This is a genomic window from Pedobacter arcticus A12 (assembly GCF_000302595.1).
Lineage (GTDB): Bacteria > Bacteroidota > Bacteroidia > Sphingobacteriales > Sphingobacteriaceae > Pseudopedobacter > Pseudopedobacter arcticus.
The window spans coordinates 876096-897392 of sequence record NZ_JH947125.1; the positions used below are offsets into that span (position 1 = coordinate 876096).

Sequence of the window (21297 nt, forward strand, 5' to 3'; positions counted from 1 at the left end):
ATACTTTTTTTCGGCAGGCTGATATTTGACATCGTTTCATTCAAATTTTTTCATTTAGTCCCGTTTGGATGATGTAGTAACATTTGTTTCCAATGAATTGGTTTTTGTTCTTAATTAAAGAATAGGATCCTTATATACAGCCCATATTAGAACTATATTTACCCAATTATCTTCTTTCGGTGATTCAATCCCCAATCGGCAATGGTTAGGGTAAGGTGTTTTAGCGTTTCCCCGTATGAGGTAAGTTGATATTGAACAGTGATGGGTTGTGTATCTATAACCTCTCTTATGATCAGCTGGTTAAACTCAAGCTCCTTTAATTCTCTACTGAGCATTTTTCCGGAAATTCCTTCTACCTCTCTCAATAATTCCGAGTAACGCATCGACTGAAACGTTAGGCAGGAAATAATAGATATTTTCCATTTACCACCGATGATATCCAGCGCATCATGTATTGCTCTGATATTATGCTTACATACATTATTGATTCCTTTTGTTGTTACTGTTTTCTTTTCCATGCCTTCAATTTATTTTTGGTTACTCGAATGTTACCATTACTTTTTGTCATAAAGGTACAAATTGTCACTTAGTTGATATAGCTTTGTAATATAAAATTTTTTAAAAAAAATGGATTTAATACAAGATTTAAACTGGAGATATGCTACCAAAAGCTATAGTAACAATAAAGTTAGTGAAGAAAAATTAGATTTTATTTTAGAAGCTACCAATCTATCGGCTTCTTCATGTGGACTACAGCCGTACCGTATATTTGCTATTGAAAATGTTGAGTTGAAAGCGAAGTTGGGAAACAATTCTTTTAACAGACAAATAGCACAATCATCGCACTTACTGGTATTTGCAGCGTTCAATAGCGTAACAACCCAGCATGTACAAAACTTAGTAAAATTAACTGCAGAAAAACAAGACGTTACAGTAGAATCTTTGACCGGATTATTTACAACGATGGACATGTATTTTAAAAGCCGAAGCAATGAGGAGAACAAGCTTTGGGCAGAAAGACAAACCTACATTGCATTGGGTACGGCATTAATTGCATCCGCGAATGCCAAAGTAGATGCTACACCAATGGAAGGTTTTGATTCGCAATTGTTTGATGAACTATTGGATTTAAAAGGAAAAGACCTACATAGTATCGTGATACTCTCTTTAGGATATAGAGAGGAAGCGAATGACTATTTAGCCAACGCCTCGAAAGTGAGAATACCCGTTGAGGAAATGGTAACCAAAATTGCTTAAACATTTAATTATTGGAATTTAATTGGAAGCTTCAGCTATTTTATATTAAACCATTAAACAGTGGAGATTAGCATGAAGAAATAGGAAGTGTTTACGCATCTACGTTGTTGGTAAAAATGAAATGCTACAAAGTAGGTACAGGCAGGGTATAAAATAAACTGTATCAAGAGTTAACTACAAACTTTAGATACAGTTCATTATGAATATAGAAGAAGATTTCAATATAAGCAAATGAAACGGAAAGCTTTAAATGTTCTTTAATTTTAAAATGTATATGTCAATTTGTTGTAAAATAGAATATAGATCTGACTTAATATAAGTTAGATACATTTAATTCTTATGTTATACGCTAATTCAGAGATGAACTTGTTTTTTTAAATCATTAGTTAGAAATAAATATTACAAAAAAACTAGCAATGTCCATTCCTAATGTCGTTTATAGCTTCAATTAAAATATTTTTCACTTGTTTTAGCTGAATAATTCTATCCTCAATTTGATTAATCTTATCACTAACTATCTCGACTTTACTCTTTATTGAAATTCGTTTGTTAAACCAATTATCTAATAACTTTTTAATTTCGGAAAGAGTAAACCCCGCTTCCTTTGCGCCCTTAATAATCTCGATTTTTTGTAATAAACTTTCGTCATAATGCTTGTAGTTGTTGGATTTTATCGTTTCGTCTGAAAAACCTTTAAAAAGACCGTAATTTTCGTAGAATCTTAATGTGTGGATCGACAATCCTGTTCGCTTTGAAAACTCTTTTATTAACATAAAATCAAATATTGTTGATAACTAATTTATAGCATAGACTATACTCTATACTTGTACGTTGCAAACATAGTGGTTAGGTTTGTAAGAAAAAAATTGAAAAAAAGTAAATGAAAAGTATAGCAATAATTGGAGCAACGGGTTCAACTGGTAAAGAGTTGGTGAGATTAGCAATTGAATCAAATTTCAAAGTAACTGCAGTGGTGCGAAATCCTACTAAAATAGAATTACAGAAAAAATTGACCATCTTAAAGGGAGATGTAACAGATTTAGATAGTTTAATTTTAGCATTAAAGGATGTTGATTACGTAATCAGTTGTTTTGGACCTACAAATCATAGAAAAGTGGGAAACTTAATGTCTCTCGGTACGTTAAATATTGTTAAAGCTTGCGAAGAAAACGGAGTAGCTCGTCTCATTTTTTTGAGTGGTTTTGTTCAATCAAATGGAAATGAATTTTCATTTTTAAATAGATTAGCCGTCAAGATTTTACAAAGATATTTTTATCAATCATACAACGATAAGGTCATAGCGGAGTCCACTATCAAAAATAGTTCATTAAACTGGGTAATTGTAAGAGCTGTTGCATTAAATTACAACGTTCCGACCGGGAAATATATGGCTGGAATTAAGTCTAAAGTATATCCGTTTAAAGCTTTGCACTATTCAGATTGTGCAAAATGTTTACTTGATGCAATTGCTGAAAATAGTTGGAATAAGCAGATAATTAACGTTGGAAAACTGACTGATTAAGGGTTTCGAAATAACGTTGAAGTACAAGCAGCAAGTCAAATACTTTACTGGAGCGCTAGAACGAAATTTTGGAATAAGTAATTAGTTCGAAGACAATCATTTCGATAATAAATAATCAATTAGAATACCTAAATAAAATTTGGATATTCTAAAAAAAATTATGAAAACTTCTGTCTTAAATGCCTCATGTCCTTGCTTATTTTAATATCAAGGACATGAGGCATAATGCTGCGTCATTTTTATACTGATATGTCCCAATATTTTGGAAACAGTTTCTATCGGCACATCGTTAAGCAACGTAACTGTTGTAGCAAAAGTGTGCCTAGCAATAGGAGAAGTCAGGTCTTTTTGAATACCACATACATCCGCAATCTCTTTTAGATAAGAATTCATTCTTTAGTTACTCAATTATCTTTTAGTATCCCTTTCAATATCCCTAAGATAATTTTTTTCAATAAAAAAGCCTTTAAGGTCGTCTTAAAGGCTTTAATTTAAAATTACTTGCGGAGAAGGTGGGATTCGAACCCACGATACCGTTGCCAGTATACCAGCTTTCCAGGCTGGCTCTTTCGACCACTCAGACACCTCTCCGTGTTTTTTTGAATGGATTGCAAAAATAGAACTTTCCAGCTAAAAACCACCATCAAAATAAAATTACATCCCCTTAATATTAGGATTGCTATTTTTGCTGGATGAATACAAAATTTGAAGCTTACCTTTTTGATTTAAACGGGACCGTAATAGACGATATGCATTTCCACGCCAGAGCATGGCATAATATATTGACCAACGATTTGAAATCGGACATCACTTATGATGAAACTGTTTTGCAGATGTACGGTAAAAACGCAGAATTATTGGAGCGAGTTTTTGGAAAAGGACATTTTACCCAGCAACAGATGGATGATTTTTCAATGGAGAAAGAGCGCAGATACCAAGAGGCTTTTAAACCACATATTAAATTGATAGATGGTTTAGGCGAGTTCTTAGAGAAAGCACACCAAGCTGGAGTTAAGATGGCCATCGGTTCTGCCGCTATTCCGTTCAATATCGATTTTATTTTGGATAATTTGAACCTCAGAAAATATTTCCCAGTAGTAGTAAGTGCAAACGATGTGGTTTTAAGCAAGCCAGATCCTGAAACTTTTACCAAATGTGCAGATATTTTAGGTATAGCCTACGATAAATGTTTAGTTTTTGAAGATGCACCGAAAGGAGTGGAGGCAGCTAAAAATGCAGGAATGCAAGCTTTGGCAATTACTACTTTACATACGCCAGAAGAATTCCACATCACTGATAACGTAATCAAATTTGTGAAAAACTATAAAGGATTGGGTTTATTTTAAGATATGGAAAAGCAAACCTGTGCTACTTACAACCGATAGCCCGGTGCTTTGCTATACTCCTCGCCCCGCCCGCCGCAAAAAAGCGGTGCTGTGGGGTACGCTGTCGCCCCGGTTTATTCAATTTAGGCTTATACTTTTTATAAAGGAAGCAGAAGATTCTCCCCTAATAGGAAACATGGATTGATAACATCATCGTACTCACAAAAAAAAACCAAACATATCAGACTCGTTGGTTGCAGTTAATTGACTGTTCACAATTTTATAATCAACAATCTTTTCTGTGTCAGCCCATTTATTTAGGGTGTTGTTGATCTCTTGAGTCATAGCATCCGTAACGTCCGAAGTTAGTTAGTTAGTTAGTTAGTTAGTTAGTTAGTTAGTTAGTTAGTTAGTTAGATTTTATTATTTCTCTTTCAGCTCCGTGTACTCTGCGTCCTCCGTGGTAAATACTACTCCTACGTATCAGATAAAAGCTTTCAGTTTGGAAGTTTTTCGATGACTATGTGGTTGAAAATCATGCTATTTCCCCGCCACAACTACTTCCAGCCCCAGCGGTACAGCCATAACAGTGGTTATTCACAATAATTTCACGATTCAAAATTTCCTCAAAATCGAAATCATCAATATGTTTTGCCTTCCCCACAAATTTTAGATCCAGCTGTTGGTTAAAATCGCAATCGTACATAAAGCCTTCCCAACTAATGCTGATGGTGTTTTTGCACATCAATCCGTCTAAAGTAGAAGGGTTAAAAGCATTCACCAATTCATGCATATAATCCAGGTATTTATTGGTTTCTAACAAGTAATCCAAAAAACGACTTACCGGTAAATTGGTAATAGCAAACAGGTTGTTAAATACAATATCAAACTTGCGTTTTAATTGTCTTTTAAACTCCGCTTCCATTGATTTTTGGTCGCCAGGCAAATAAGCGCCAGACGGATTATAAACCAAATCAATAATTAATCCGCTACCTTCCACACCATAACCAACAGCATTTAATTTTTGCAGTGCTGCAATAGAATCTTCAAAAACACCGTCGCCACGTTGTGCATCTGTTCTCATGGCAGAAAAAGAGGGCAAAGAAGAAACTACATGAACCTTGTTTACTTTAAAAAAGTCAGGTAAATCGTGGTACCTTTTGTTCGCCATAATAATGGTCAAGTTGCAACGGACCATCACTTCAACACCGGCTTTTGTACACTCTTCTACAAACCATTTAAAATGCGCATTCATTTCTGGTGCGCCACCGGTAATATCTACTTTTTTGAATTTGTAGGTTTTAATTAGATAAAGGCATCTTTCTAAAGTTTCGAAAGACATATTCTCCTCTTTCCTATCCGGACCAGCATCTACATGGCAATGTGAACAGGTTTGGTTGCAAAGTTTACCGATATTGATCTGGAAAATCTCCAAGTCAGAAACCGTGATAGAATCTACACCTACTGCTTTTATTTTTTTATAAAAACTTTCATAAGCACCATCCTGAACGTCTTTTTGCGATAACACTTTTAACTGATAAAAGGTGCTGTCCAAGGCATTTCCAGATGCTTTTAAAGATTTTGAAATTTGTTTAACACCCATCAATTACATTATTTTATCTTTCACGTGGTTCATCATCTGCACTCCATAAACTAAGGTGGAACCGGCTTTAATTGCAGAAGCCACATGAACAGCCTCCATCATTTGCTCTTCATCCGCACCTTTTTGTAAACAATCAGACGAATAAGCATCAATACAATAAGGACATTGTACAGCGTGAGCAACTGCCAGAGCAATCAGTGATTTTTCCCTTACAGTCAATGCACCTTCTTTGAAAACCTCGGCATAATACTCGAAGAATTTATCGCCCATGGGTTTTTGAAACTCCGTAATGTTTCCGAGTTTTTTTAAATCTTCTGGATTGAAATAATCTTTTGCCATAATATATCTTTTTTTAGCCCACAAAATGGGTCAGTAAATAATATTTGAATAGAATTTTAATAGGAGTAAAAAGGTTTTCTCTTAAATAGAAAACAGGGGAGGACCTTTTAAAAAGGAGGAATCAACTAAGAAAAACGCACTTTTTATTGTATCGGTATTTAAACCGAAAGTCGGCTTAAAGCTTTTGATAACGTTTAATAGGTCTTTAATCAGTGGGTTATCAATATTGCTGAATAAGAAGTTACTGGCCTTGTCCAAATCGGCTAAGGTTTCGAGTTCAATAACATCACTGTTGAATAGAGATGATAAATCTTTAAATGTTTGCTTGCTTTCCCAGCTGATTTGCTGGAATTTTTGTTGGTTAAATTTTTGTTTTGGGATGCCGATAAGGTAAGCGCCACCGTCAAACGTTGGACCTAAAACTACGTTTCCAGCTTCAATTTGCGTTATGGAATGTTGTAAATCCTTTAAGTTTAAATCCGGGCAATCATTTCCAATACAAATTACGTTTTCAAACCCTTTAGCATAAATATCAGCGAAAGCGTTGGCTATCTTTTCTCCAAAATTTTCTCCTTTTTGCTGAAATGTACTTATTAGAAATATATCTGCTGTGGTTTTTTTTGCTAAATCGTAAAAATGATGGGTCAATATAGAAGAAATAGTCAGCGTGGCTTTTTGCGATGAAAAGCTACCTAAGCTTTTAGCTCTTGCCTCAAAAGCAGGCAAATTTGCAAAAAGTACAATAGCGGTTTTCTTCATCATATTAACTAACGAATATTTTGCCCCAATGGTTTGAAAAGCTATTAAATTTAAACATTTATTTGATAAATTACAGATACGTAAATAGTAACATATGATAATATGTTCATATATTTGTATTGTTATGGTAAACACAAGAAATTTATCAAAAGAAAAATTAGAGAAGGCAGCGTACATTTTAAAAACTGTAGCGCATCCGCTTAGGTTATCTGTAATTGATTTGCTTTCTGTAAAAGATCGCATGAGCGTGAACGAGATTTGCATGGCTTTAGCATGTGAACAATCCTTACTTTCTCACCATTTATCTAATATGAGACTTAAAGGACTGTTAATGTCCGAAAAACAAGGTGTTCAAGTGTTTTACTCGTTAAAAGAACGCGATTTAATTAAACTGTTGGATTGTATGGAGCATTGTGATTGCAACATGTAAACCTTATTTATGCATTTATACATCACCTACTTTTTAGCACTTTTTATTGGTTTAGCCTTAGGCTTAACTGGTGGTGGTGGTTCGATTTTGACGGTTCCGGTTTTGGTTTACGTTGCTAAAATTGAACCAGTAATTGCCACAGCTTACTCGCTGTTTATTGTTGGCTTTACCTCGTTGGTAGGGGCAGGAAGCTATGTGAAGAAGGGGTTGGTCAACATCCGCATGTCGTTTATTTTTGCCGTTCCAGCTTTTATAACCGTTTGGTTGATGCGTAAATTCGTAATACATGCCATGCCCGATGTTTTGTTTAACCTTGGTGGATTTGTGCTCACCAAAGATTTATTTCTGATGTTGTTCTTCGCTCTAATTATGCTCATTTCGGGGTTTAAAATGGTTTATGGAGAGGCAAAAGATAATAGCTTAGTGGGTAATGAAACAAATTATCCGCTTGTTTTATTGAGCGGAATTACCGTGGGTATTTTATCGGGATTGGTGGGTGCCGGAGGTGGATTTTTAATTGTTCCAGCTTTAGTATTTTTTATGTACCTACCCATGAATAAAGCTGTTGGGACTTCCCTTTTGGTAATTGCGATAAACTCGTTAATTGGCTTTACTGGTGATTGGCTAAATATACCGCAGATTGACTGGAATTTCTTGCTCATTTTCTCGCTGATCGCATCAATCGGCGTTTTTTTAGGAGTTTATATCAATAGGTTCGTTGATAATCAAAAACTAAAGAAGGTTTTTGGCTACTTCGTTTTTATTATGGCAATTGTGATTGTTATAGAGGAGTTGGTTTTGTAAAGAAGCATCAAGATTTGAGTATCAAGTACCAAGTCACTTTTAATATGGAAAATAAAAATAATCGAGTTAATAAAAATATATTGAGACGTTTAAATATCCGCTAGACTTCTGGTAGCGGTCTTAGGACCGCCGACTTTAACACACGAAGAAAGGCACTCACATCTCAATACCCAATACTCAAAAATATGAAAGTAGAACAAATTTATACCGGATGTTTGGCAACAGCAACTTACTACATAGAAAGTAAGGGCGAAGCGGCGATTATTGATCCGTTACGTGAGGTTTTGCCTTATATAGAGAAAGCGGAGAAAGCCCAAACCAAGATTAAGTATGTTTTTGAAACGCATTTCCATGCCGATTTTGTTTCGGGTCATGTGGATTTGGCTAAAAAAACAGGAGCTGAAATTGTGTATGGACCAACGGCGGTTACCGGTTTCGAAGCTCATATTGCTACAGATGGCGAGGAGTTTAAAATCGGAGACATCACCATTAAAGCTTTGCATACGCCGGGGCATACTTTAGAGTCCACAACTTATTTATGTTTGGATGAAAACAGAAAGCCTTACTGTATTTTTACTGGCGACACTTTATTTATTGGCGATGTTGGTCGCCCGGATTTAGCACAGAAATCTGCTGATACAACGCCCGAAGCAATGGCTGGCAACCTTTACGACTCGCTTAGGAGTAAAATTATGCCTTTGCCAAATGATGTTATCGTATATCCGGCTCATGGTGCAGGTTCTGCCTGTGGTAAAAACATGAGCAAGGAGACTTTTGATACTTTAGGAAACCAAAAAGAAACAAATTATGCTTTAAGCGATATTTCTAGAGACGAGTTTATCAAAGTATTAACCACCGATATTTTACCTCCACCACAGTATTTTCCGAAAAATGCGAAGATGAACAAAGAGGGAATTGAAACGATTGATGAGGTTTATGACAGAGGTTTGCATGCTTTAACTCCCAATGACTTTGAAATTGCTGCTAACCAAACTGGCGCATTGATTCTGGATGTACGTTCGCCAGCTGCTTTTGCTAAAGGCTTTATTCCTAATGCTGTTTTTATTGGTTTAGATGGTCAGTTTGCGCCATGGGTTGGTGCTTTAATTGTTGATTTAAGTCAGCCAATTTTATTGGTTACTGATGAGGGTAGGGAAGAGGAAACCGTAAAAAGGTTGGCTCGTGTTGGTTACGATTACACCATCGGTTACCTTAAAGGAGGCATAGACGCGTGGATAAAAGCCGGAAAAGAGATTGATACCGTGGAAACTATTGACGTGGAAGCATTTAAACAAAAAAGCGAAAAGGAAGAGTTACAGGTTTTAGATGTACGTAAACCAAGCGAATACGAAGCCGAGCATTTGGAGTTTACCTTAAACCGACCTTTAGATTTTATTAACCAGTGGACAAACGAGTTTGATAAAGACCAGCCTTACTATTTGCATTGTGCGGGTGGTTATCGCTCGATGATTTCGTCATCTATTTTGAAAGCTCGCGGTTATCATCACGTAATTAATGTGAATGGTGGTTTTGATGCATTAAAGAATGCAGGCTTTGAAACCACAGACTTTGTGTGCCAATCTAAAAAAATGAAAGAGTCTTAGTTTATTAGGTGGCTAGTTTTAGGTAGTTGGTTTTTAGATGCTTTTAACTTTCCACTTTCCACTTATTACTCCAAACCTATCACTTTTTACTTTTTTTTGAAAAAATATGTTAGAAATCATCAAACAACCTTGGCCCTGGTATGTGGCAGGGGTTTTAATAGGTTTAATTGTACCAGCTTTATTATTAATTGGCAATAAACCTTTCGGTATATCTTCATCCTTAAGGCACATGTGTGCTGCTTGTTTGCCTGCAAAGCTTCCGTTTTTTAGTTATAACTGGAAAAAAGAAGTTTGGAACCTATTTTTTGTGGCAGGTATTTTAGTGGGTGGATTTATCGCAACGGTTTACCTATCAAACGGAGAACCTGTGCAAATTGCAGCATCTACTAAAGCGCAATTAATTGCTTTGGGTGTAAAAGATTTCAGCGGATTAATGCCCAGCGATATTTTCGGAACCGCTCAGATATTTAGTTTAAAAGGATTAATATTTTTAGTGTTTGGTGGTTTTATGGTGGGTTTTGGTACCCGATACGCTGGTGGCTGCACCTCTGGCCATTCTATCATGGGCTTAGCAAACTTGCAATTACCATCTTTAATTGCAACCATCTGTTTTATGATAGGTGGCTTTATTTCAACTTGGGTTTTATTGCCTATCATTTTTAAGTTAATAGGATAATGGATATAAAAGATAAATATGATGCTGAGTTTGACTCAAGCAACGACAACAATCAGCCAATAAGTTTCTTTGCCAATATTAAATACTTACTTGTAGGGATTTTCTTTGGGATTGTTTTTGTAAAAGCAGAAATTGTTTCTTGGTTTCGTATTCAGGAGATGTTCCGACTTTCTGCTTTCCACATGTATGGCGTTATCGGGACGGCAGTTATTGTAGGAATGATTTCCATATACCTAATCAAAAAATTTAATGTTAAAACTTTGTCTGGAGAAAAAGTGGTGCTACAGCCGAAAAGTTTCCATAAAGGTCAAATTTATGGGGGTTTAATCTTTGGATTGGGCTGGGCAATTACCGGCGCTTGCCCCGGACCTTTATTTGCACAGATAGGTGGCGGTTTTTTAGCGGTAATTATTACTCTGTTAAGTGCAATTGCCGGAACATGGGTTTATGGAAAGTTTATGGAAAAGTTACCGCATTAGGTTAAAATGAAGTAAACTATTTTGAAATCTTTTTTCTGAAAAGGAGGAAAGCAAGGTCTTTAAATAACAATAATAAAGACCTTGCTAAAACATTTAATCCTCTGGTTGCAAATGCGTAGCAATCGCAATTCTGTTCCAAGCGTTTATTGCAACAATGCACATGATAATTTCAGAAATCTGTTGCTCCGAAAATATTTTCAGACCGGCCTCATAAGTTTTATCAGACAAACCACCTTGGCTAATCAACGTAACTTCTTCCGTAAAGGCTAAAATTATGTGTTCTCTTTCGCTAAAAAGCGAAGTTTCTTTCCAAGCGTTTAGTAGATAAATCCTTTTTTCTGTTTCTCCAATTTTTCTGGCATCTCTGGTGTGCATGTTTAAACAAAAAGCACAAGCGTTAATTTGCGATGCTCTAATTTTAATCAGTTCTTTTTCAATTGGAGATAAAGAAATATGATGTAGTGCTTTTTCTAGGCTGATTAATGCGGTGTACGCATTGGGCTGAAGTTCAGCCATATTCATTCTTGCTTTCATTTTTTTATGATTTGATGAAACAAATTTAAAGCTTTGTGAATCCCAATTACTTAAGCTGGTTTAAGAAATTTATTGACTCAGCTTTTTTCTGAGTTCGCTTAAATATTCTGGGGTAAAACCTAGGTACGATGCCAGCATGTATTGCGGTATGCGCTGTACAAAAGCAGGAAAACTGTTGGTGAAATGCAGATAACTTTCTTCTTTGGAATAACCGTATAAAAATTTCAAGCGGTTTTGGCTGGCGGCGTAAGCGATTTGCAAAACCTTTCTAAAATATTTTTCTAAAGTAGGGATTTCTGTTAATAGCTTATCCTGTTCATTTCTCGCTATCGCGATAATAGTGCAGTCTTCAACCGCCTGGATATAAAATTGCGCAGGTGAGCTGTTATTAAAGCTCATATAGTCCGTTAGCCACCAATTTTCTAAAGCAAACTGGATAATTTGCTCACTCCCTTTTTCGTTAATAAAATAAAGTCTTAAACATCCTTTTTCTACAAAATAGTTTGCTCGGCAAATCTCACCTTCTTTAAGCAGTAAATCTTTTTTCTTGATGCTGATTGTTTTCGTAGCCGATTTTAGCGTCTCTATTTCGGGTTGGCTAATGGTGGTAAACTTGTTAATGTGCTTGATAAAGTTGTCCATTTTTTTGTTTCTGATTTATCAATCATTTCGGAAGCTTAAAAATACAAATTAATGCATTACAAAGCTTTCTGCGGAATTATCAATCTCTTTCATTTCTGTAATGTTTTTTCTTCCTAACAAAAGTACCAATAACGCAATAAGGGAAGTAGCGCTCATTACAACCGTCATCGGTATGGCAGATGCACTATCCAATAACCCAATTGCCAATGAAGCTAAAGCACCAGCCCCCAATTGTATAGCGCCCATTAAAGAAGAAGCCGTTCCTGCGTTATCAGAAAAAGGAGCAAGAGAAAGTGCCACGCCATTTGGATTGGCAATACCGATACAGCACAGAAAAAGGAAAAGCATAATGGTGGTTTCGTACAAACCAAACCAATTAAAAAATGTGCCTATTACAAAAATAACAGCAATAGTCAATTGCGAAGCTAGTGCAACAGGGATAATTTGCTCGCTCCTAAACTTCTTTAACAAAATATTGTTCACTTGGCTTGCGCCGATAAAACCAACAGAAAGAATTGCGAAGATCCATCCATAGGTAGTTTCGCTCACTTCGTAAATATCCATATAAACCAATGGCGAGCTAGAGATGTAAGCAAATAATCCCGAAAAGGAAAAAGCTCCAGCAAATGTATAGGTGTAAAACTGGGGATTAACCAAAACTTCTTTAAAACCATTTAAAATAGGTTTTGGCTTCAAGGATAAACTAGGATTGCCCTTAAACCCTTCTGGTAAAAAGAAAAACACCACTACAAAAATTGCTATAGCTATAATCGCCAAGGCGTAAAATACCGATTGCCAGCCTAAACTTGCTGTGAGGTAGCCTCCAGCAGTAGGTGCAATCATTGGAGAAGCACCAACCACCAACATCAATAAAGCAAAAATCTTTGCATTTTCTTTCACCGGAAAAAAGTCTCTCACCATAGCCATTGCTGCAACTGCAGCGGCACAACTTCCAATGGCCTGTACAAAACGTAAGGCAATCAATGATTCTATATGATGAGATTGTGCACAACCTATCGAAGCTAGAATATAAACTGCTAAACCAATGTATAAAGGTTTTTTTCTTCCGAATTTATCTAAAAGTGGGCCGTATAAAAGCTGACCTAGCGATATACCTACAAAGAAACTAGCAAGAGATAAGGAAACCTGGTTAATGGTGGTATTTAAATCTTTAGCAATTGCTGGGAAACCCGGCAAATACATATCTATAGAAAAAGGCCCAAGTGTGGTGAGTGTTCCTAATATTAAAACCAGAAATATATGCCTTTTACGCGTCATGGATTTTGTTTACTTATAAAAAATAAGGTGCAAAGATGCGCTTTTCTGCTTTTGCTTTTTGTGGGAATAGGGTAAAGATTTTGTTTCCGGATTTTCGACTTAGTTTAACGAACGCATTATTTTACTTTTGATAAAACGGAAAGCGATAAAAACGCTCGTTTAAAGTCGAGCGCTTTTGATGGAATTAAGATTTTGCTTTCAAAGCCTCTCTAACTTTCGGTGCAATTTTATCTCCAAATATTTCTATAGATCTCATCATCTCTTTGTGTGACGGACCGCCAACATCCATATGTGCGGAGAAACGTGTTAAGCCAAAAAGTTCTTCCATCTGTAAAATTTTATCTATCGCCTCGTTTGCATCGCCAATTATTAATGCGCCTTCATTGCTTCTGCCATGTGTAAATTGGTTTTTTTGATAAGGAGGCCATCCTCTTGATGCCCCAACTCTGTCCATTTGCGATGAATATAATGGGTAATAATAAGCTGCAACGGTTTTACTATCCTCGCCAAAAAAAGAATGCATATGCACTCCAATCTGCATTTTTTGCTCATCATGGCCGTAATGTTTGTAAACATCTCTGTAATATTTGAACAGCGGTTTAAACTGTGCTGGGCTTCCGCCAATGATGGCAAAGATAACTGGTAAACCCAATCTTGCTGCTCGTTCAACAGATTCTGGTGTGCCACCAACAGCAATCCAGATGCTTAAATGATCGTTTAAGGCTCTGGGTAAAACATGTTGGTTATTTAAGGCTGGACGGAATTTTCCGCTCCAAGTTATCGGGTTTTCCTTATTTATTTTTAGCAGTAAGTCTAGTTTTTCTACAAAAAGCTCACTATAATCATCAAGCTTTTGTCCGTATAACGGAAAAGATTCGATAAAACTTCCTCTTCCCGCGGTAAGCTCAACTCTGCCGTTAGAAATTAAATCAATAGTTGCAAAACTTTGGTATAGTTTAACCGGGTCTGCAGAACTTAACACAGAAACTGCACTACCTAGTTTGATGGTTTTGGTAACTGTGGATGCTGCGGCCAAAACAATTTCAGGAACAGATACGGCATAATCTGGTCGGTGATGCTCACCGATACCAAAAAAATCAACCCCTAATTGGTCCATTAGCTTAATTTCTTCAATAATCTCTTGTAGTCTGTCTTTTGCTGGCTGAATTTTCCCTGCCTTGTTGTGTTGCAGGTCGCCAAACATTCCAATACCTAGTTCCATAAATCGATTTTGAATTACAAATATAATGGTGTTTAACCATCTATTTTTTAATACGGATGTAAAATTCGTCGGAAAAAGTTTTTTTAAACAAAAAAAGCTACCTCTTTTAATGTTGAGGTAGCTTTTAAATTAATTAAATTTTTGTTATCGGCTACAATCGGCCGTCCAAACTTCGCCATCTTTAGTAAAGGCAATTTTTAACGTACTTTCATTAATCCTGATATATTTTGATTCATCTGAACCAACAGAAATAGCTGTGTTTGCATCTTTTTCAAATTTAACGCCGTTCAGATTAGGGATACCGTCAGAAAACTGGAAGTTGTAATCGTTTCCAGTTTTTATCACCGTAACCTTTCCGTTTTCTATTGTTTTTGAATCACCACCGTTTTTGTTGTAACTGATACTCCCCTTGTAAGTACCTACAAATAAATCGTTGTTTGCAGGGTCATCATCTTTACTACAAGCAGTAAAAACTGCGGTCATCATAAATAGCATTAAGGTTAATTTCAATAAGTTTTTCATGTCTTTTTGTTTTATTAATAAGTAAATAGTTCGGGGAGAAATATGCAATTAGTGTTCCAAACCCCAAAATGGACTTGTTTTTTACAGAATATCGGCTTTGCTAGTGAATTAAAATGCTGTTAGCTAATGTGTTTGATTTTATTTTTTTGATGCAAATGCAATTTGTTAGGCGTAAATTTTGTTTAATAATATTCTAATTGTGAAACCAGTAAGAGTTGTTTATGTCCAAGGCTTTGTATAAAAATCCATACGAAACTATAAAAGTTCCACGCTTTGAAGAATCAGAGGGGTTTTATACTACAAAAAAGCGTAGCAGAAACATGAGTAAGATTAGGGCGAAGGACAGTAAACCGGAGTTAGTTTTTAGAAAAGCTTTATGGAAACAGAATATTCGCTATCGCACCCATGTAAAAACATTACCGGGTACGCCCGATCTAGCTATCACCAAATACAAATTAGCGATTTTTGTTGATGGTATTTTTTGGCATGGCTACCAATGGGATAAACGGAAAAATCAGATTAAAACAAACCGTAATTTTTGGATCCCGAAAATTGAACGCAATATGCAACGAGATAGGGAAAACCGCGAAGCTTTAGAAAGTAAAGGCTACACGGTTATGCGGTTTTGGGAGCATGAAATTAAACAGAGTTTACAAGCCTGCATTAATCAAGTGGAACTGTATATAGAAACTGCTAAATCAGTTAAAATCCCAGTCTCTTTAGGCTAGGTAATGAGTGAAGGATAGAATGAATGAGTGAATGATAGAATGAGTGAATGAATCAGTTGCTTTAGTTAATCGCTTGCTTAGCATTCAATCCTTCACTCATTCACTCCTTCAAAATTAATCTATTCAATCCTTCAAAATTATCCAACCGTCATCCCGTTTTTTATCTCCATCAACTTAAGCTCAAATTCCTTTAAGTTATTTATAAAATCTGCTTTAGAGATATTGTTCAATTTCAGAAAATCAGAAGCTAAATCTCTGTAATAGTTTATGCCGTTCTGTAGTTGATTTACAAAATTATTGATGCTTTTCTCCTTTTTAGCATTCATAATCTGCAAGTTCGTTTCGATATCTTTTTTTAGATATTCGATATATAGCTTCAACTCGTTTATAAACATGTGCGGTCTTTTAACACCTTCTAATAAATTCACCTTGCCGTAAATATGGTTAACCATTTGTTCTAAGCTGTAGGTGCCATTAAAGAACGCAATATTTGGTCCGGGGCAAATTGCCACTGCCTTATTTTCTTTGGGCTTTAGCATATTGTTTTTTGCATAGTAGGAGTTTACCAAACCTTCGCACAAACAAATTTTTTCGGTAATTGCATCAAACTTTTGTTGGTACACTTCGGCATCAAGTGCTTCTTTATCTAATTCTTTAATTTTTAGACTTTGGTATTTTCTAGAAGCAGTGCAAATAGGTTGTTTGGTAAACTCGGTATTTGATACCAAAAACTTTTTGGTGCATGGACTTCCTGGTCGGCCTTCTGCTATTCGTTTTAAACGTTGTTTTTCGGCACCACTTTTTTTGAAATTATTAAATGGAATCCCTAATGGAGATGAACCGCTAATGTAAAAGTCGTCTTCGGTTGCTAAAGCTAAATCTTGTAGGGTCTCGTTATCAACCGCTGTAACTTGTGGTACCAATAAAAACGGACTTCCCCAGCCTGTTGCATCCATTTGGTAGTAACGCATTAAAAATTCGTTTTCATCTGCAGTACCAATCCCGCCTTGAACACAAATTTTTAGTGCTGGCGCAATAGCGATGTCAATTTCTTTGATTGCTAAAGCTTTTTGATAAAGTTCAAAAAGTTCGGTAACCATCTCTGCTCGTTTTTGTTTAAATTCTTCTAAAATTGGTCCTAATAAAAAACCTTCGGTAGCAAAAGCATGTCCGCCACAGTTTAAACCAGATTCTATCCTAAACTCAGAAATCCAGATTCCTTTTTTAGCTAAAAATTTTGCCTGTATAAAAGCGGATCTAAAATCGCTTACTTTTAAGATTACTTTCTTTTTTAATTGCTGATGGCTATCAGGTAAGAAATCGGTAAAACTATCTAAATAGCTATATAAACGAGGGTTCATTCCTGCAGAAAGCACAACAGACGAATTTAATCTGCTGTTTGCAAAGCCACGCAATGCAGCAAGCGCATCGCTATAGATTTCTTCCTTAATTTCGCCTCGGGCATCAACGTTCATTTTGTCCACTTTGGCCATAATGTTCACGTCAATCTCTCCTTTAGCCATCGAATTCCTTAATAGCTCTTGTAATTCTTGTTTTTTGGCAGGCACCGTTTCAATCAACATCTGTTGATATTTTTGTGCCAGTGCACTTTCATTGGGTAAAAGCCTAAAGTAAGTCGTTAATTTACTGTCCTCACTAAAGTCAGCATTTTTTATCTCTTCAAATTCCTGATCTATCAAATCCTGCATCATATTTAGGTAAGCCGTAATTCTTTTGGCTCTTGAATCATCTTCTTTGATACTAATTTCTTCGTAGGGTTTGCCTATTTTATCAAAATAATAAGCTCTAATACGTTCTATGGCAATGTCATCAACAATTGATGCAACAGATGAAATACCGTAAGGCGCAACTTTAATTGGTGTATCAATGGTGTATCCTAAACCGAGTACGGGTATATGAAAGGTATGGCTCATGCGTATTTTTTTAATTACGAAATAAGTCTTTTTAAAGCTTAAAAAATATGATGAACATCATTCTAAGAATTGGTTTTTATCAAATAATCAGTTTCATTAGTGTTATTTTATTCTAGTAATTTCTGCTAATTTTAGCCCTCATGGAAAAGCAAGCTTTATTAAACGCCATTATAGAAAATGCAATAGACGGAATTATCACAATAGATGATAGTGGGCTAATAGAATCTATTAATCCATCTGGATGTAGGCTTTTTGGTTACGAACCTGAGGAGGTGAAAGGCAAAAACATTTCGGTGCTAATGCCAGAGCCAGATAAATCCCGCCACGACGGTTATTTGGAAAGATATCAGAGAACCAGAAAGCCACATATTATAGGAATGGGCAGAGAAGTAACTGGACTTAAAAAAAATGGTGAAATGTTCCCGTTTAGGTTAGGAGTGAGCGAAGTGCAATACCAAGGGAGGATAATTTACACCGGATTTATCCATGATTTGACCCGAGAAAAATCTGCTGAAGAGCAATTGTTACTTTACACCAATAGGTTAGAGGTGCTGGTAGAAGAGCGGACGGTTGAGTTACAATCCTTAATTAGACAGATACAGGAAGCTAAAGAAGAGGTAAGCATTTCTTTAGAAAAAGAAAGAGAGCTTAGCCAGCTAAAAAGCAGGTTTGTTTCTATGGCATCGCATGAGTTTCGTACGCCTTTAAGCTCTATCCAACTCTCTGCTTCTTTAATAGAACGCTATACACAGGAATTTGAGAATCCTAATGTTGTTAAGCATGTTAACAAGATAAAAAACGCAGTAGGTAATTTAACTACCATTTTGAATGATTTTTTATCGTTAGAAAGACTAGAAGCTGGTATTATTACGCCCAAACCAGAAGGTATAGATTTGGTGAAATTCTCTGAAGAGATTACCGAAGAATTACAGATGGTTGCTAAGCAAAACCAAAGCATCATTTACCAGCATACCGGTACAAAGCGTATGGTAAATATTGATATCAATTTGCTTAAAAACTGTATCATTAATCTCATAGCCAACGCAATAAAGTATTCTGGAGAAAATACCTTTATAGAATTTAATACAGAAATTACCGACGATAAATATTATATTACCATAAAAGATAATGGTATTGGTATTCCCGTTTCTGAGCAAAAACATCTTTTCGAAGCTTTTTTTAGAGCGCACAACACAGGCAGTATTCCCGGGACAGGTTTGGGGCTAAACATTGTAGATAGGTATATAAAACTTATGTTTGGACAGATTGAGTTTAAAAGCGAAGAAAATAAAGGCACAACATTTACATTGATTTTTAATATTTAAATTCGTTTTTTTGAACGATATTTTATCGATAAAATAGATATGAAGCAAACCATTTTAATCATAGAAGATAATACAGATATCCGCGAAAGCACTGCGGAAATTTTGGAGCTTGCAGGTTACAATACCATTACTGCCGAAAACGGAAAATTAGGCGTTGAGATGGCTCAAAAGCAATTGCCGGCATTAATTATCTGCGATATTATGATGCCAGAACTCGACGGTTATGGTGTTTTGTATTTATTAAGTAAACAGCAAGATACCGCCGTAATTCCTTTTATATTTTTAACAGCCAAATCCGAAAGGATTGATATGCGTAAAGGTATGGAAATGGGCGCTGATGATTATTTAACCAAGCCTTTTGATGATATTGAATTGCTTAACGCGATAGAAAGCCGTTTATCTAAACAACAAAAAAGCCAAGAATTTTATACGCAAGGTTTAAAGAAATTAGAAGATTTTTCGGAAAGCATTACCAGTTTTGAAGGACTCAAAAATTTATTGGCAGGTAAAAAAGTGCGTAACCTTAAAAAGGGCCAGCTTTTATATTTTGATGGCGACGCTTCACAGGGTATTTATTTAGTGCTGAGCGGTAAAGTGAAAATCAGTAAAATTACGGAAGACGGACGCGAATTGGTTACTGCCATCCACTGTACTGATGAATATTTTGGGATGTACGATGCCATTGTTAACCGTACACACAGCGAAAATGCAGAAGCCATTGAAGATAGCAGTGTTTGTTTGCTTTACAAAGAACAGCTTGATGATATTTTAGAAAAGAATGCAGCTTTAGCCATGAAGTTTATCCATCTTTTATCAGAAACCTTGCATCAAAAAGAAGAGCAATTGATACAGATGGCCTATCACTCGGTAAGGAAAAGATTGGCAGAAACCTTATTGCGTGTAAGCGAAATCAATAACAACCCAACGTTTAAAATCTCAAGAAATGATTTGGCAGCTATGGCCGGCATGGCTACAGAAACCGTAAGCCGTACTTTAAGCGACTTTAAAGAAGAGGTTTTATTAGATAAAAAAGGGGCCGAGATTACCCTGCTTTCTGTGGAGAAATTACGTAAAATGAAAAACTGATTTCAATCAGTTTTGCTACTGATAGCACTCACTACAAAACTGCAAAGCTATAGCTAGTTTTGTTTATTGATGTAATACTAATGTATTGCATTTAATAAGCAGATAGGATATGAAGGCAGTTGTTTACAGTATAAAATCTTTTGAGAAAGAATACTTAGCGAAAGCTAATCAAAAGAAGCATGACATTACGCTAATATCGAACCCATTGGGGATAGATACTGTAGGCTTTGCACAAGGTAAGGATGCGGTAATTGTATTTACTAATGATGATGTTAGCGCACCCGTTATAAAAAAACTTAAAAAATTAGGAGTAAAATACATTGCAACACGGTCTGTAGGTACAGATCATATTGATTGCGAAACTGCCACAGCAGTTGATATCAAGATTGCAAACGTCCCTTCCTATTCGCCACAGAGTATTGCAGAACATGCCATTGCACTGATGATGGCACTAAACCGTAAAATTTTTATAGCCATACAGCAGTCTAAAGAGCTTAGTTTTAAATTAGACGGTTTACAGGGATTTACCATGTACGGCAAAACAGTTGGCTTAATAGGTTTTGGGCAAATTGCACAGTTTTTAGCTCGTATTTTAAATGGATTTGGTTGTAATGTGTTGGTTTATGATCCTTATTGTAAAATATACCCTGACCATGTAAAGCGGGTTGAGCTAAGTGAACTGTATAAACAATCGAATATTATTTCGTTGAATGCTGCTTTAACGGATGAAACCAAGGATATGATCAATGCGGAAAGCATTTCGCAAATGCGCAAAGACGTGATGTTGATTAATACGAGTAGAGGCGCTTTGATTAACACCAAAGATTTGGTAGCAGCCTTAAAAAAAGGAAGAATAGCGTCTTTTGGAGCCGATGTGTATGAAAGTGAAAAAAACCTATCTTTTGAAGATGATCAGTTAGGTGAAGACAAAGAGAAGTCACTAAGATTACTAACCGACTTGCCAAACGTTGTGGTGACACCACATCAAGCATTTTTAACTACAGAAGCCTTACAGGATATTGCAGCACAAACTATAAAGAATTTAGATTTATGGCAACTGGGACAATGCACCGGAGATGCTTGTGCCTGTACCACAGTTTGTGAGGAAAATTTGAAAAACAGAGAGAGTTTGGACGACAGTACTGTTGATATTCTTTTTTAACAATTGCTAATCAGCAAATAAAATAGCCTATTGGAAATATCGGTTTGTGGCTTTAAGCTACAAACG

General features: G+C 36.0%; 24 protein-coding genes and 1 tRNA gene. 12 read left to right on the forward strand and 13 right to left on the reverse strand.

The window, feature by feature from the left end; genetic code table 11:
• Nucleotides 1-158: 158 nt before the first annotated feature.
• The gene (locus tag B176_RS0105020) at nucleotides 159-518 is read right to left on the reverse strand and encodes a winged helix-turn-helix transcriptional regulator (RefSeq protein WP_017257690.1); all 360 of its coding nucleotides are present in this window, start codon (nucleotides 516-518) and stop codon (nucleotides 159-161) included.
• Nucleotides 519-627: 109 nt separating this feature from the next.
• Here B176_RS0105020 and B176_RS0105025 point away from each other — a divergent pair, with 109 nt between their 5' ends.
• Nucleotides 628-1257 (forward strand): nitroreductase family protein, encoded by a 630-nt coding sequence (locus B176_RS0105025; RefSeq protein WP_017257691.1) that lies wholly within the window; start codon nucleotides 628-630, stop codon nucleotides 1255-1257.
• 410 nt (nucleotides 1258-1667) lie between these two features.
• Here B176_RS0105025 and B176_RS0105030 read toward each other — a convergent pair whose 3' ends face one another.
• Nucleotides 1668-2030, reverse strand: coding sequence for a MerR family transcriptional regulator (locus B176_RS0105030; protein ID WP_017257692.1), 363 nt, complete (start codon nucleotides 2028-2030; stop codon nucleotides 1668-1670).
• Nucleotides 2031-2137: 107 nt separating this feature from the next.
• On the opposite strand from B176_RS0105030, the gene B176_RS0105035 reads away from it, so the two are divergent.
• Complete coding sequence (locus B176_RS0105035; RefSeq protein WP_017257693.1) at nucleotides 2138-2779, forward strand: NAD(P)-dependent oxidoreductase; 642 nt, start codon at nucleotides 2138-2140, stop codon at nucleotides 2777-2779.
• 207 nt (nucleotides 2780-2986) lie between these two features.
• On the opposite strand, the gene B176_RS20575 is transcribed toward B176_RS0105035, so the two are convergent.
• Nucleotides 2987-3172 (reverse strand): tyrosine-type recombinase/integrase, encoded by a 186-nt coding sequence (locus B176_RS20575; RefSeq protein WP_316928460.1) that lies wholly within the window; start codon nucleotides 3170-3172, stop codon nucleotides 2987-2989.
• A gap of 111 nt (nucleotides 3173-3283) precedes the next feature.
• Nucleotides 3284-3370, reverse strand: a tRNA-Ser gene (locus B176_RS0105040).
• Between the two features lie 101 nt (nucleotides 3371-3471).
• On the opposite strand from B176_RS0105040, the gene B176_RS0105050 reads away from it, so the two are divergent.
• On the forward strand, nucleotides 3472-4125 hold the full coding sequence (locus B176_RS0105050; RefSeq protein ID WP_017257695.1) for an HAD family hydrolase: 654 nt from the start codon (nucleotides 3472-3474) through the stop codon (nucleotides 4123-4125).
• A gap of 514 nt (nucleotides 4126-4639) precedes the next feature.
• On the opposite strand, the gene arsS is transcribed toward B176_RS0105050, so the two are convergent.
• The 3 genes from arsS to B176_RS20140 all read right to left on the reverse strand — a co-directional run bounded on the left by arsS (nucleotide 4640) and on the right by B176_RS20140 (nucleotide 6808).
• Nucleotides 4640-5707 carry an arsenosugar biosynthesis radical SAM (seleno)protein ArsS gene (arsS, locus tag B176_RS0105060; RefSeq protein ID WP_017257697.1) on the reverse strand — a complete coding sequence of 356 codons (1068 nt, stop codon included), beginning with the start codon at nucleotides 5705-5707 and terminating at the stop codon, nucleotides 4640-4642.
• Between the two features lie 3 nt (nucleotides 5708-5710).
• Nucleotides 5711-6046: an arsenosugar biosynthesis-associated peroxidase-like protein gene (locus B176_RS0105065; RefSeq protein WP_017257698.1), complete on the reverse strand. Its 336-nt coding sequence runs from the start codon at nucleotides 6044-6046 to the stop codon at nucleotides 5711-5713.
• Nucleotides 6047-6127: 81 nt separating this feature from the next.
• The gene (locus tag B176_RS20140; protein ID WP_161603010.1) at nucleotides 6128-6808 is read right to left on the reverse strand and encodes a TIGR04282 family arsenosugar biosynthesis glycosyltransferase; all 681 of its coding nucleotides are present in this window, start codon (nucleotides 6806-6808) and stop codon (nucleotides 6128-6130) included.
• A gap of 121 nt (nucleotides 6809-6929) precedes the next feature.
• On the opposite strand from B176_RS20140, the gene B176_RS0105075 reads away from it, so the two are divergent.
• The 5 genes from B176_RS0105075 (at nucleotide 6930) to B176_RS0105095 (ending at nucleotide 10798) form a co-directional block, all read left to right on the forward strand.
• Complete coding sequence (locus B176_RS0105075) at nucleotides 6930-7235, forward strand: ArsR/SmtB family transcription factor (protein ID WP_017257700.1); 306 nt, start codon at nucleotides 6930-6932, stop codon at nucleotides 7233-7235.
• Between the two features lie 9 nt (nucleotides 7236-7244).
• Nucleotides 7245-8039, forward strand: coding sequence for a sulfite exporter TauE/SafE family protein (locus B176_RS0105080; protein WP_017257701.1), 795 nt, complete (start codon nucleotides 7245-7247; stop codon nucleotides 8037-8039).
• Between the two features lie 185 nt (nucleotides 8040-8224).
• Entirely contained in the window at nucleotides 8225-9643 is a 1419-nt protein-coding gene (locus tag B176_RS0105085) for an MBL fold metallo-hydrolase (protein ID WP_017257702.1), read from the forward strand.
• A gap of 106 nt (nucleotides 9644-9749) precedes the next feature.
• On the forward strand, nucleotides 9750-10319 hold the full coding sequence (locus B176_RS0105090) for a YeeE/YedE family protein (protein WP_026063163.1): 570 nt from the start codon (nucleotides 9750-9752) through the stop codon (nucleotides 10317-10319).
• Nucleotides 10319-10798 (forward strand): DUF6691 family protein, encoded by a 480-nt coding sequence (locus B176_RS0105095; RefSeq protein WP_017257705.1) that lies wholly within the window; start codon nucleotides 10319-10321, stop codon nucleotides 10796-10798. Before B176_RS0105090 ends, B176_RS0105095 begins: the two co-directional genes overlap by 1 nt.
• A 93-nt stretch (nucleotides 10799-10891) precedes the next feature.
• Here the strand turns inward: B176_RS0105095 and B176_RS0105100 are convergent, their stop codons facing one another.
• The 5 genes from B176_RS0105100 to B176_RS0105120 form a co-directional block, all read right to left on the reverse strand.
• Complete coding sequence (locus B176_RS0105100; RefSeq protein ID WP_017257706.1) at nucleotides 10892-11332, reverse strand: carboxymuconolactone decarboxylase family protein; 441 nt, start codon at nucleotides 11330-11332, stop codon at nucleotides 10892-10894.
• Nucleotides 11333-11401: 69 nt separating this feature from the next.
• On the reverse strand, nucleotides 11402-11974 hold the full coding sequence (locus B176_RS0105105) for a Crp/Fnr family transcriptional regulator (protein WP_017257707.1): 573 nt from the start codon (nucleotides 11972-11974) through the stop codon (nucleotides 11402-11404).
• A 48-nt stretch (nucleotides 11975-12022) separates the two neighbouring features.
• Nucleotides 12023-13252: a Bcr/CflA family multidrug efflux MFS transporter gene (locus B176_RS0105110; protein WP_017257708.1), complete on the reverse strand. Its 1230-nt coding sequence runs from the start codon at nucleotides 13250-13252 to the stop codon at nucleotides 12023-12025.
• A 184-nt stretch (nucleotides 13253-13436) separates the two neighbouring features.
• Nucleotides 13437-14474, reverse strand: a complete 1038-nt coding sequence (locus B176_RS0105115; protein WP_017257709.1) for an LLM class flavin-dependent oxidoreductase — start codon at nucleotides 14472-14474, stop codon at nucleotides 13437-13439.
• A gap of 144 nt (nucleotides 14475-14618) precedes the next feature.
• Complete coding sequence (locus tag B176_RS0105120; RefSeq protein WP_017257710.1) at nucleotides 14619-14996, reverse strand: hypothetical protein; 378 nt, start codon at nucleotides 14994-14996, stop codon at nucleotides 14619-14621.
• 221 nt (nucleotides 14997-15217) lie between these two features.
• Here B176_RS0105120 and B176_RS0105125 point away from each other — a divergent pair, with 221 nt between their 5' ends.
• Nucleotides 15218-15724 carry a very short patch repair endonuclease gene (locus B176_RS0105125; protein ID WP_017257711.1) on the forward strand — a complete coding sequence of 169 codons (507 nt, stop codon included), beginning with the start codon at nucleotides 15218-15220 and terminating at the stop codon, nucleotides 15722-15724.
• A gap of 137 nt (nucleotides 15725-15861) precedes the next feature.
• Here the strand turns inward: B176_RS0105125 and B176_RS0105130 are convergent, their stop codons facing one another.
• Complete coding sequence (locus B176_RS0105130) at nucleotides 15862-17658, reverse strand: hypothetical protein (RefSeq protein ID WP_017257712.1); 1797 nt, start codon at nucleotides 17656-17658, stop codon at nucleotides 15862-15864.
• A 140-nt stretch (nucleotides 17659-17798) separates the two neighbouring features.
• Here B176_RS0105130 and B176_RS0105135 point away from each other — a divergent pair, with 140 nt between their 5' ends.
• The 3 genes from B176_RS0105135 to B176_RS0105145 all read left to right on the forward strand — a co-directional run bounded on the left by B176_RS0105135 (nucleotide 17799) and on the right by B176_RS0105145 (nucleotide 21231).
• Nucleotides 17799-18983 carry a PAS domain-containing sensor histidine kinase gene (locus B176_RS0105135; protein WP_017257713.1) on the forward strand — a complete coding sequence of 395 codons (1185 nt, stop codon included), beginning with the start codon at nucleotides 17799-17801 and terminating at the stop codon, nucleotides 18981-18983.
• 39 nt (nucleotides 18984-19022) lie between these two features.
• On the forward strand, nucleotides 19023-20069 hold the full coding sequence (locus B176_RS0105140) for a response regulator (RefSeq protein ID WP_017257714.1): 1047 nt from the start codon (nucleotides 19023-19025) through the stop codon (nucleotides 20067-20069).
• Between the two features lie 109 nt (nucleotides 20070-20178).
• The gene (locus B176_RS0105145; RefSeq protein WP_017257715.1) at nucleotides 20179-21231 is read left to right on the forward strand and encodes a 2-hydroxyacid dehydrogenase; all 1053 of its coding nucleotides are present in this window, start codon (nucleotides 20179-20181) and stop codon (nucleotides 21229-21231) included.
• The last annotated feature ends 66 nt before the right edge of the window (nucleotides 21232-21297 follow it).

Coding starts and splice junctions, on each gene's coding strand:
- B176_RS0105020 (WP_017257690.1), bottom strand. CDS start 518: ATGGAAAAGAAAACAGTAACAACAAAAGGAATCAATAATGTATGTAAG.
- B176_RS0105025 (WP_017257691.1), top strand. CDS start 628: ATGGATTTAATACAAGATTTAAACTGGAGATATGCTACCAAAAGCTAT.
- B176_RS0105030 (WP_017257692.1), bottom strand. CDS start 2,030: ATGTTAATAAAAGAGTTTTCAAAGCGAACAGGATTGTCGATCCACACA.
- B176_RS0105035 (WP_017257693.1), top strand. CDS start 2,138: ATGAAAAGTATAGCAATAATTGGAGCAACGGGTTCAACTGGTAAAGAG.
- B176_RS20575 (WP_316928460.1), bottom strand. CDS start 3,172: ATGAATTCTTATCTAAAAGAGATTGCGGATGTATGTGGTATTCAAAAA.
- B176_RS0105050 (WP_017257695.1), top strand. CDS start 3,472: ATGAATACAAAATTTGAAGCTTACCTTTTTGATTTAAACGGGACCGTA.
- arsS (WP_017257697.1), bottom strand. CDS start 5,707: ATGGGTGTTAAACAAATTTCAAAATCTTTAAAAGCATCTGGAAATGCC.
- B176_RS0105065 (WP_017257698.1), bottom strand. CDS start 6,046: ATGGCAAAAGATTATTTCAATCCAGAAGATTTAAAAAAACTCGGAAAC.
- B176_RS20140 (WP_161603010.1), bottom strand. CDS start 6,808: ATGATGAAGAAAACCGCTATTGTACTTTTTGCAAATTTGCCTGCTTTT.
- B176_RS0105075 (WP_017257700.1), top strand. CDS start 6,930: ATGGTAAACACAAGAAATTTATCAAAAGAAAAATTAGAGAAGGCAGCG.
- B176_RS0105080 (WP_017257701.1), top strand. CDS start 7,245: ATGCATTTATACATCACCTACTTTTTAGCACTTTTTATTGGTTTAGCC.
- B176_RS0105085 (WP_017257702.1), top strand. CDS start 8,225: ATGAAAGTAGAACAAATTTATACCGGATGTTTGGCAACAGCAACTTAC.
- B176_RS0105090 (WP_026063163.1), top strand. CDS start 9,750: ATGTTAGAAATCATCAAACAACCTTGGCCCTGGTATGTGGCAGGGGTT.
- B176_RS0105095 (WP_017257705.1), top strand. CDS start 10,319: ATGGATATAAAAGATAAATATGATGCTGAGTTTGACTCAAGCAACGAC.
- B176_RS0105100 (WP_017257706.1), bottom strand. CDS start 11,332: ATGAAAGCAAGAATGAATATGGCTGAACTTCAGCCCAATGCGTACACC.
- B176_RS0105105 (WP_017257707.1), bottom strand. CDS start 11,974: ATGGACAACTTTATCAAGCACATTAACAAGTTTACCACCATTAGCCAA.
- B176_RS0105110 (WP_017257708.1), bottom strand. CDS start 13,252: ATGACGCGTAAAAGGCATATATTTCTGGTTTTAATATTAGGAACACTC.
- B176_RS0105115 (WP_017257709.1), bottom strand. CDS start 14,474: ATGGAACTAGGTATTGGAATGTTTGGCGACCTGCAACACAACAAGGCA.
- B176_RS0105120 (WP_017257710.1), bottom strand. CDS start 14,996: ATGAAAAACTTATTGAAATTAACCTTAATGCTATTTATGATGACCGCA.
- B176_RS0105125 (WP_017257711.1), top strand. CDS start 15,218: ATGTCCAAGGCTTTGTATAAAAATCCATACGAAACTATAAAAGTTCCA.
- B176_RS0105130 (WP_017257712.1), bottom strand. CDS start 17,658: ATGAGCCATACCTTTCATATACCCGTACTCGGTTTAGGATACACCATT.
- B176_RS0105135 (WP_017257713.1), top strand. CDS start 17,799: ATGGAAAAGCAAGCTTTATTAAACGCCATTATAGAAAATGCAATAGAC.
- B176_RS0105140 (WP_017257714.1), top strand. CDS start 19,023: ATGAAGCAAACCATTTTAATCATAGAAGATAATACAGATATCCGCGAA.
- B176_RS0105145 (WP_017257715.1), top strand. CDS start 20,179: ATGAAGGCAGTTGTTTACAGTATAAAATCTTTTGAGAAAGAATACTTA.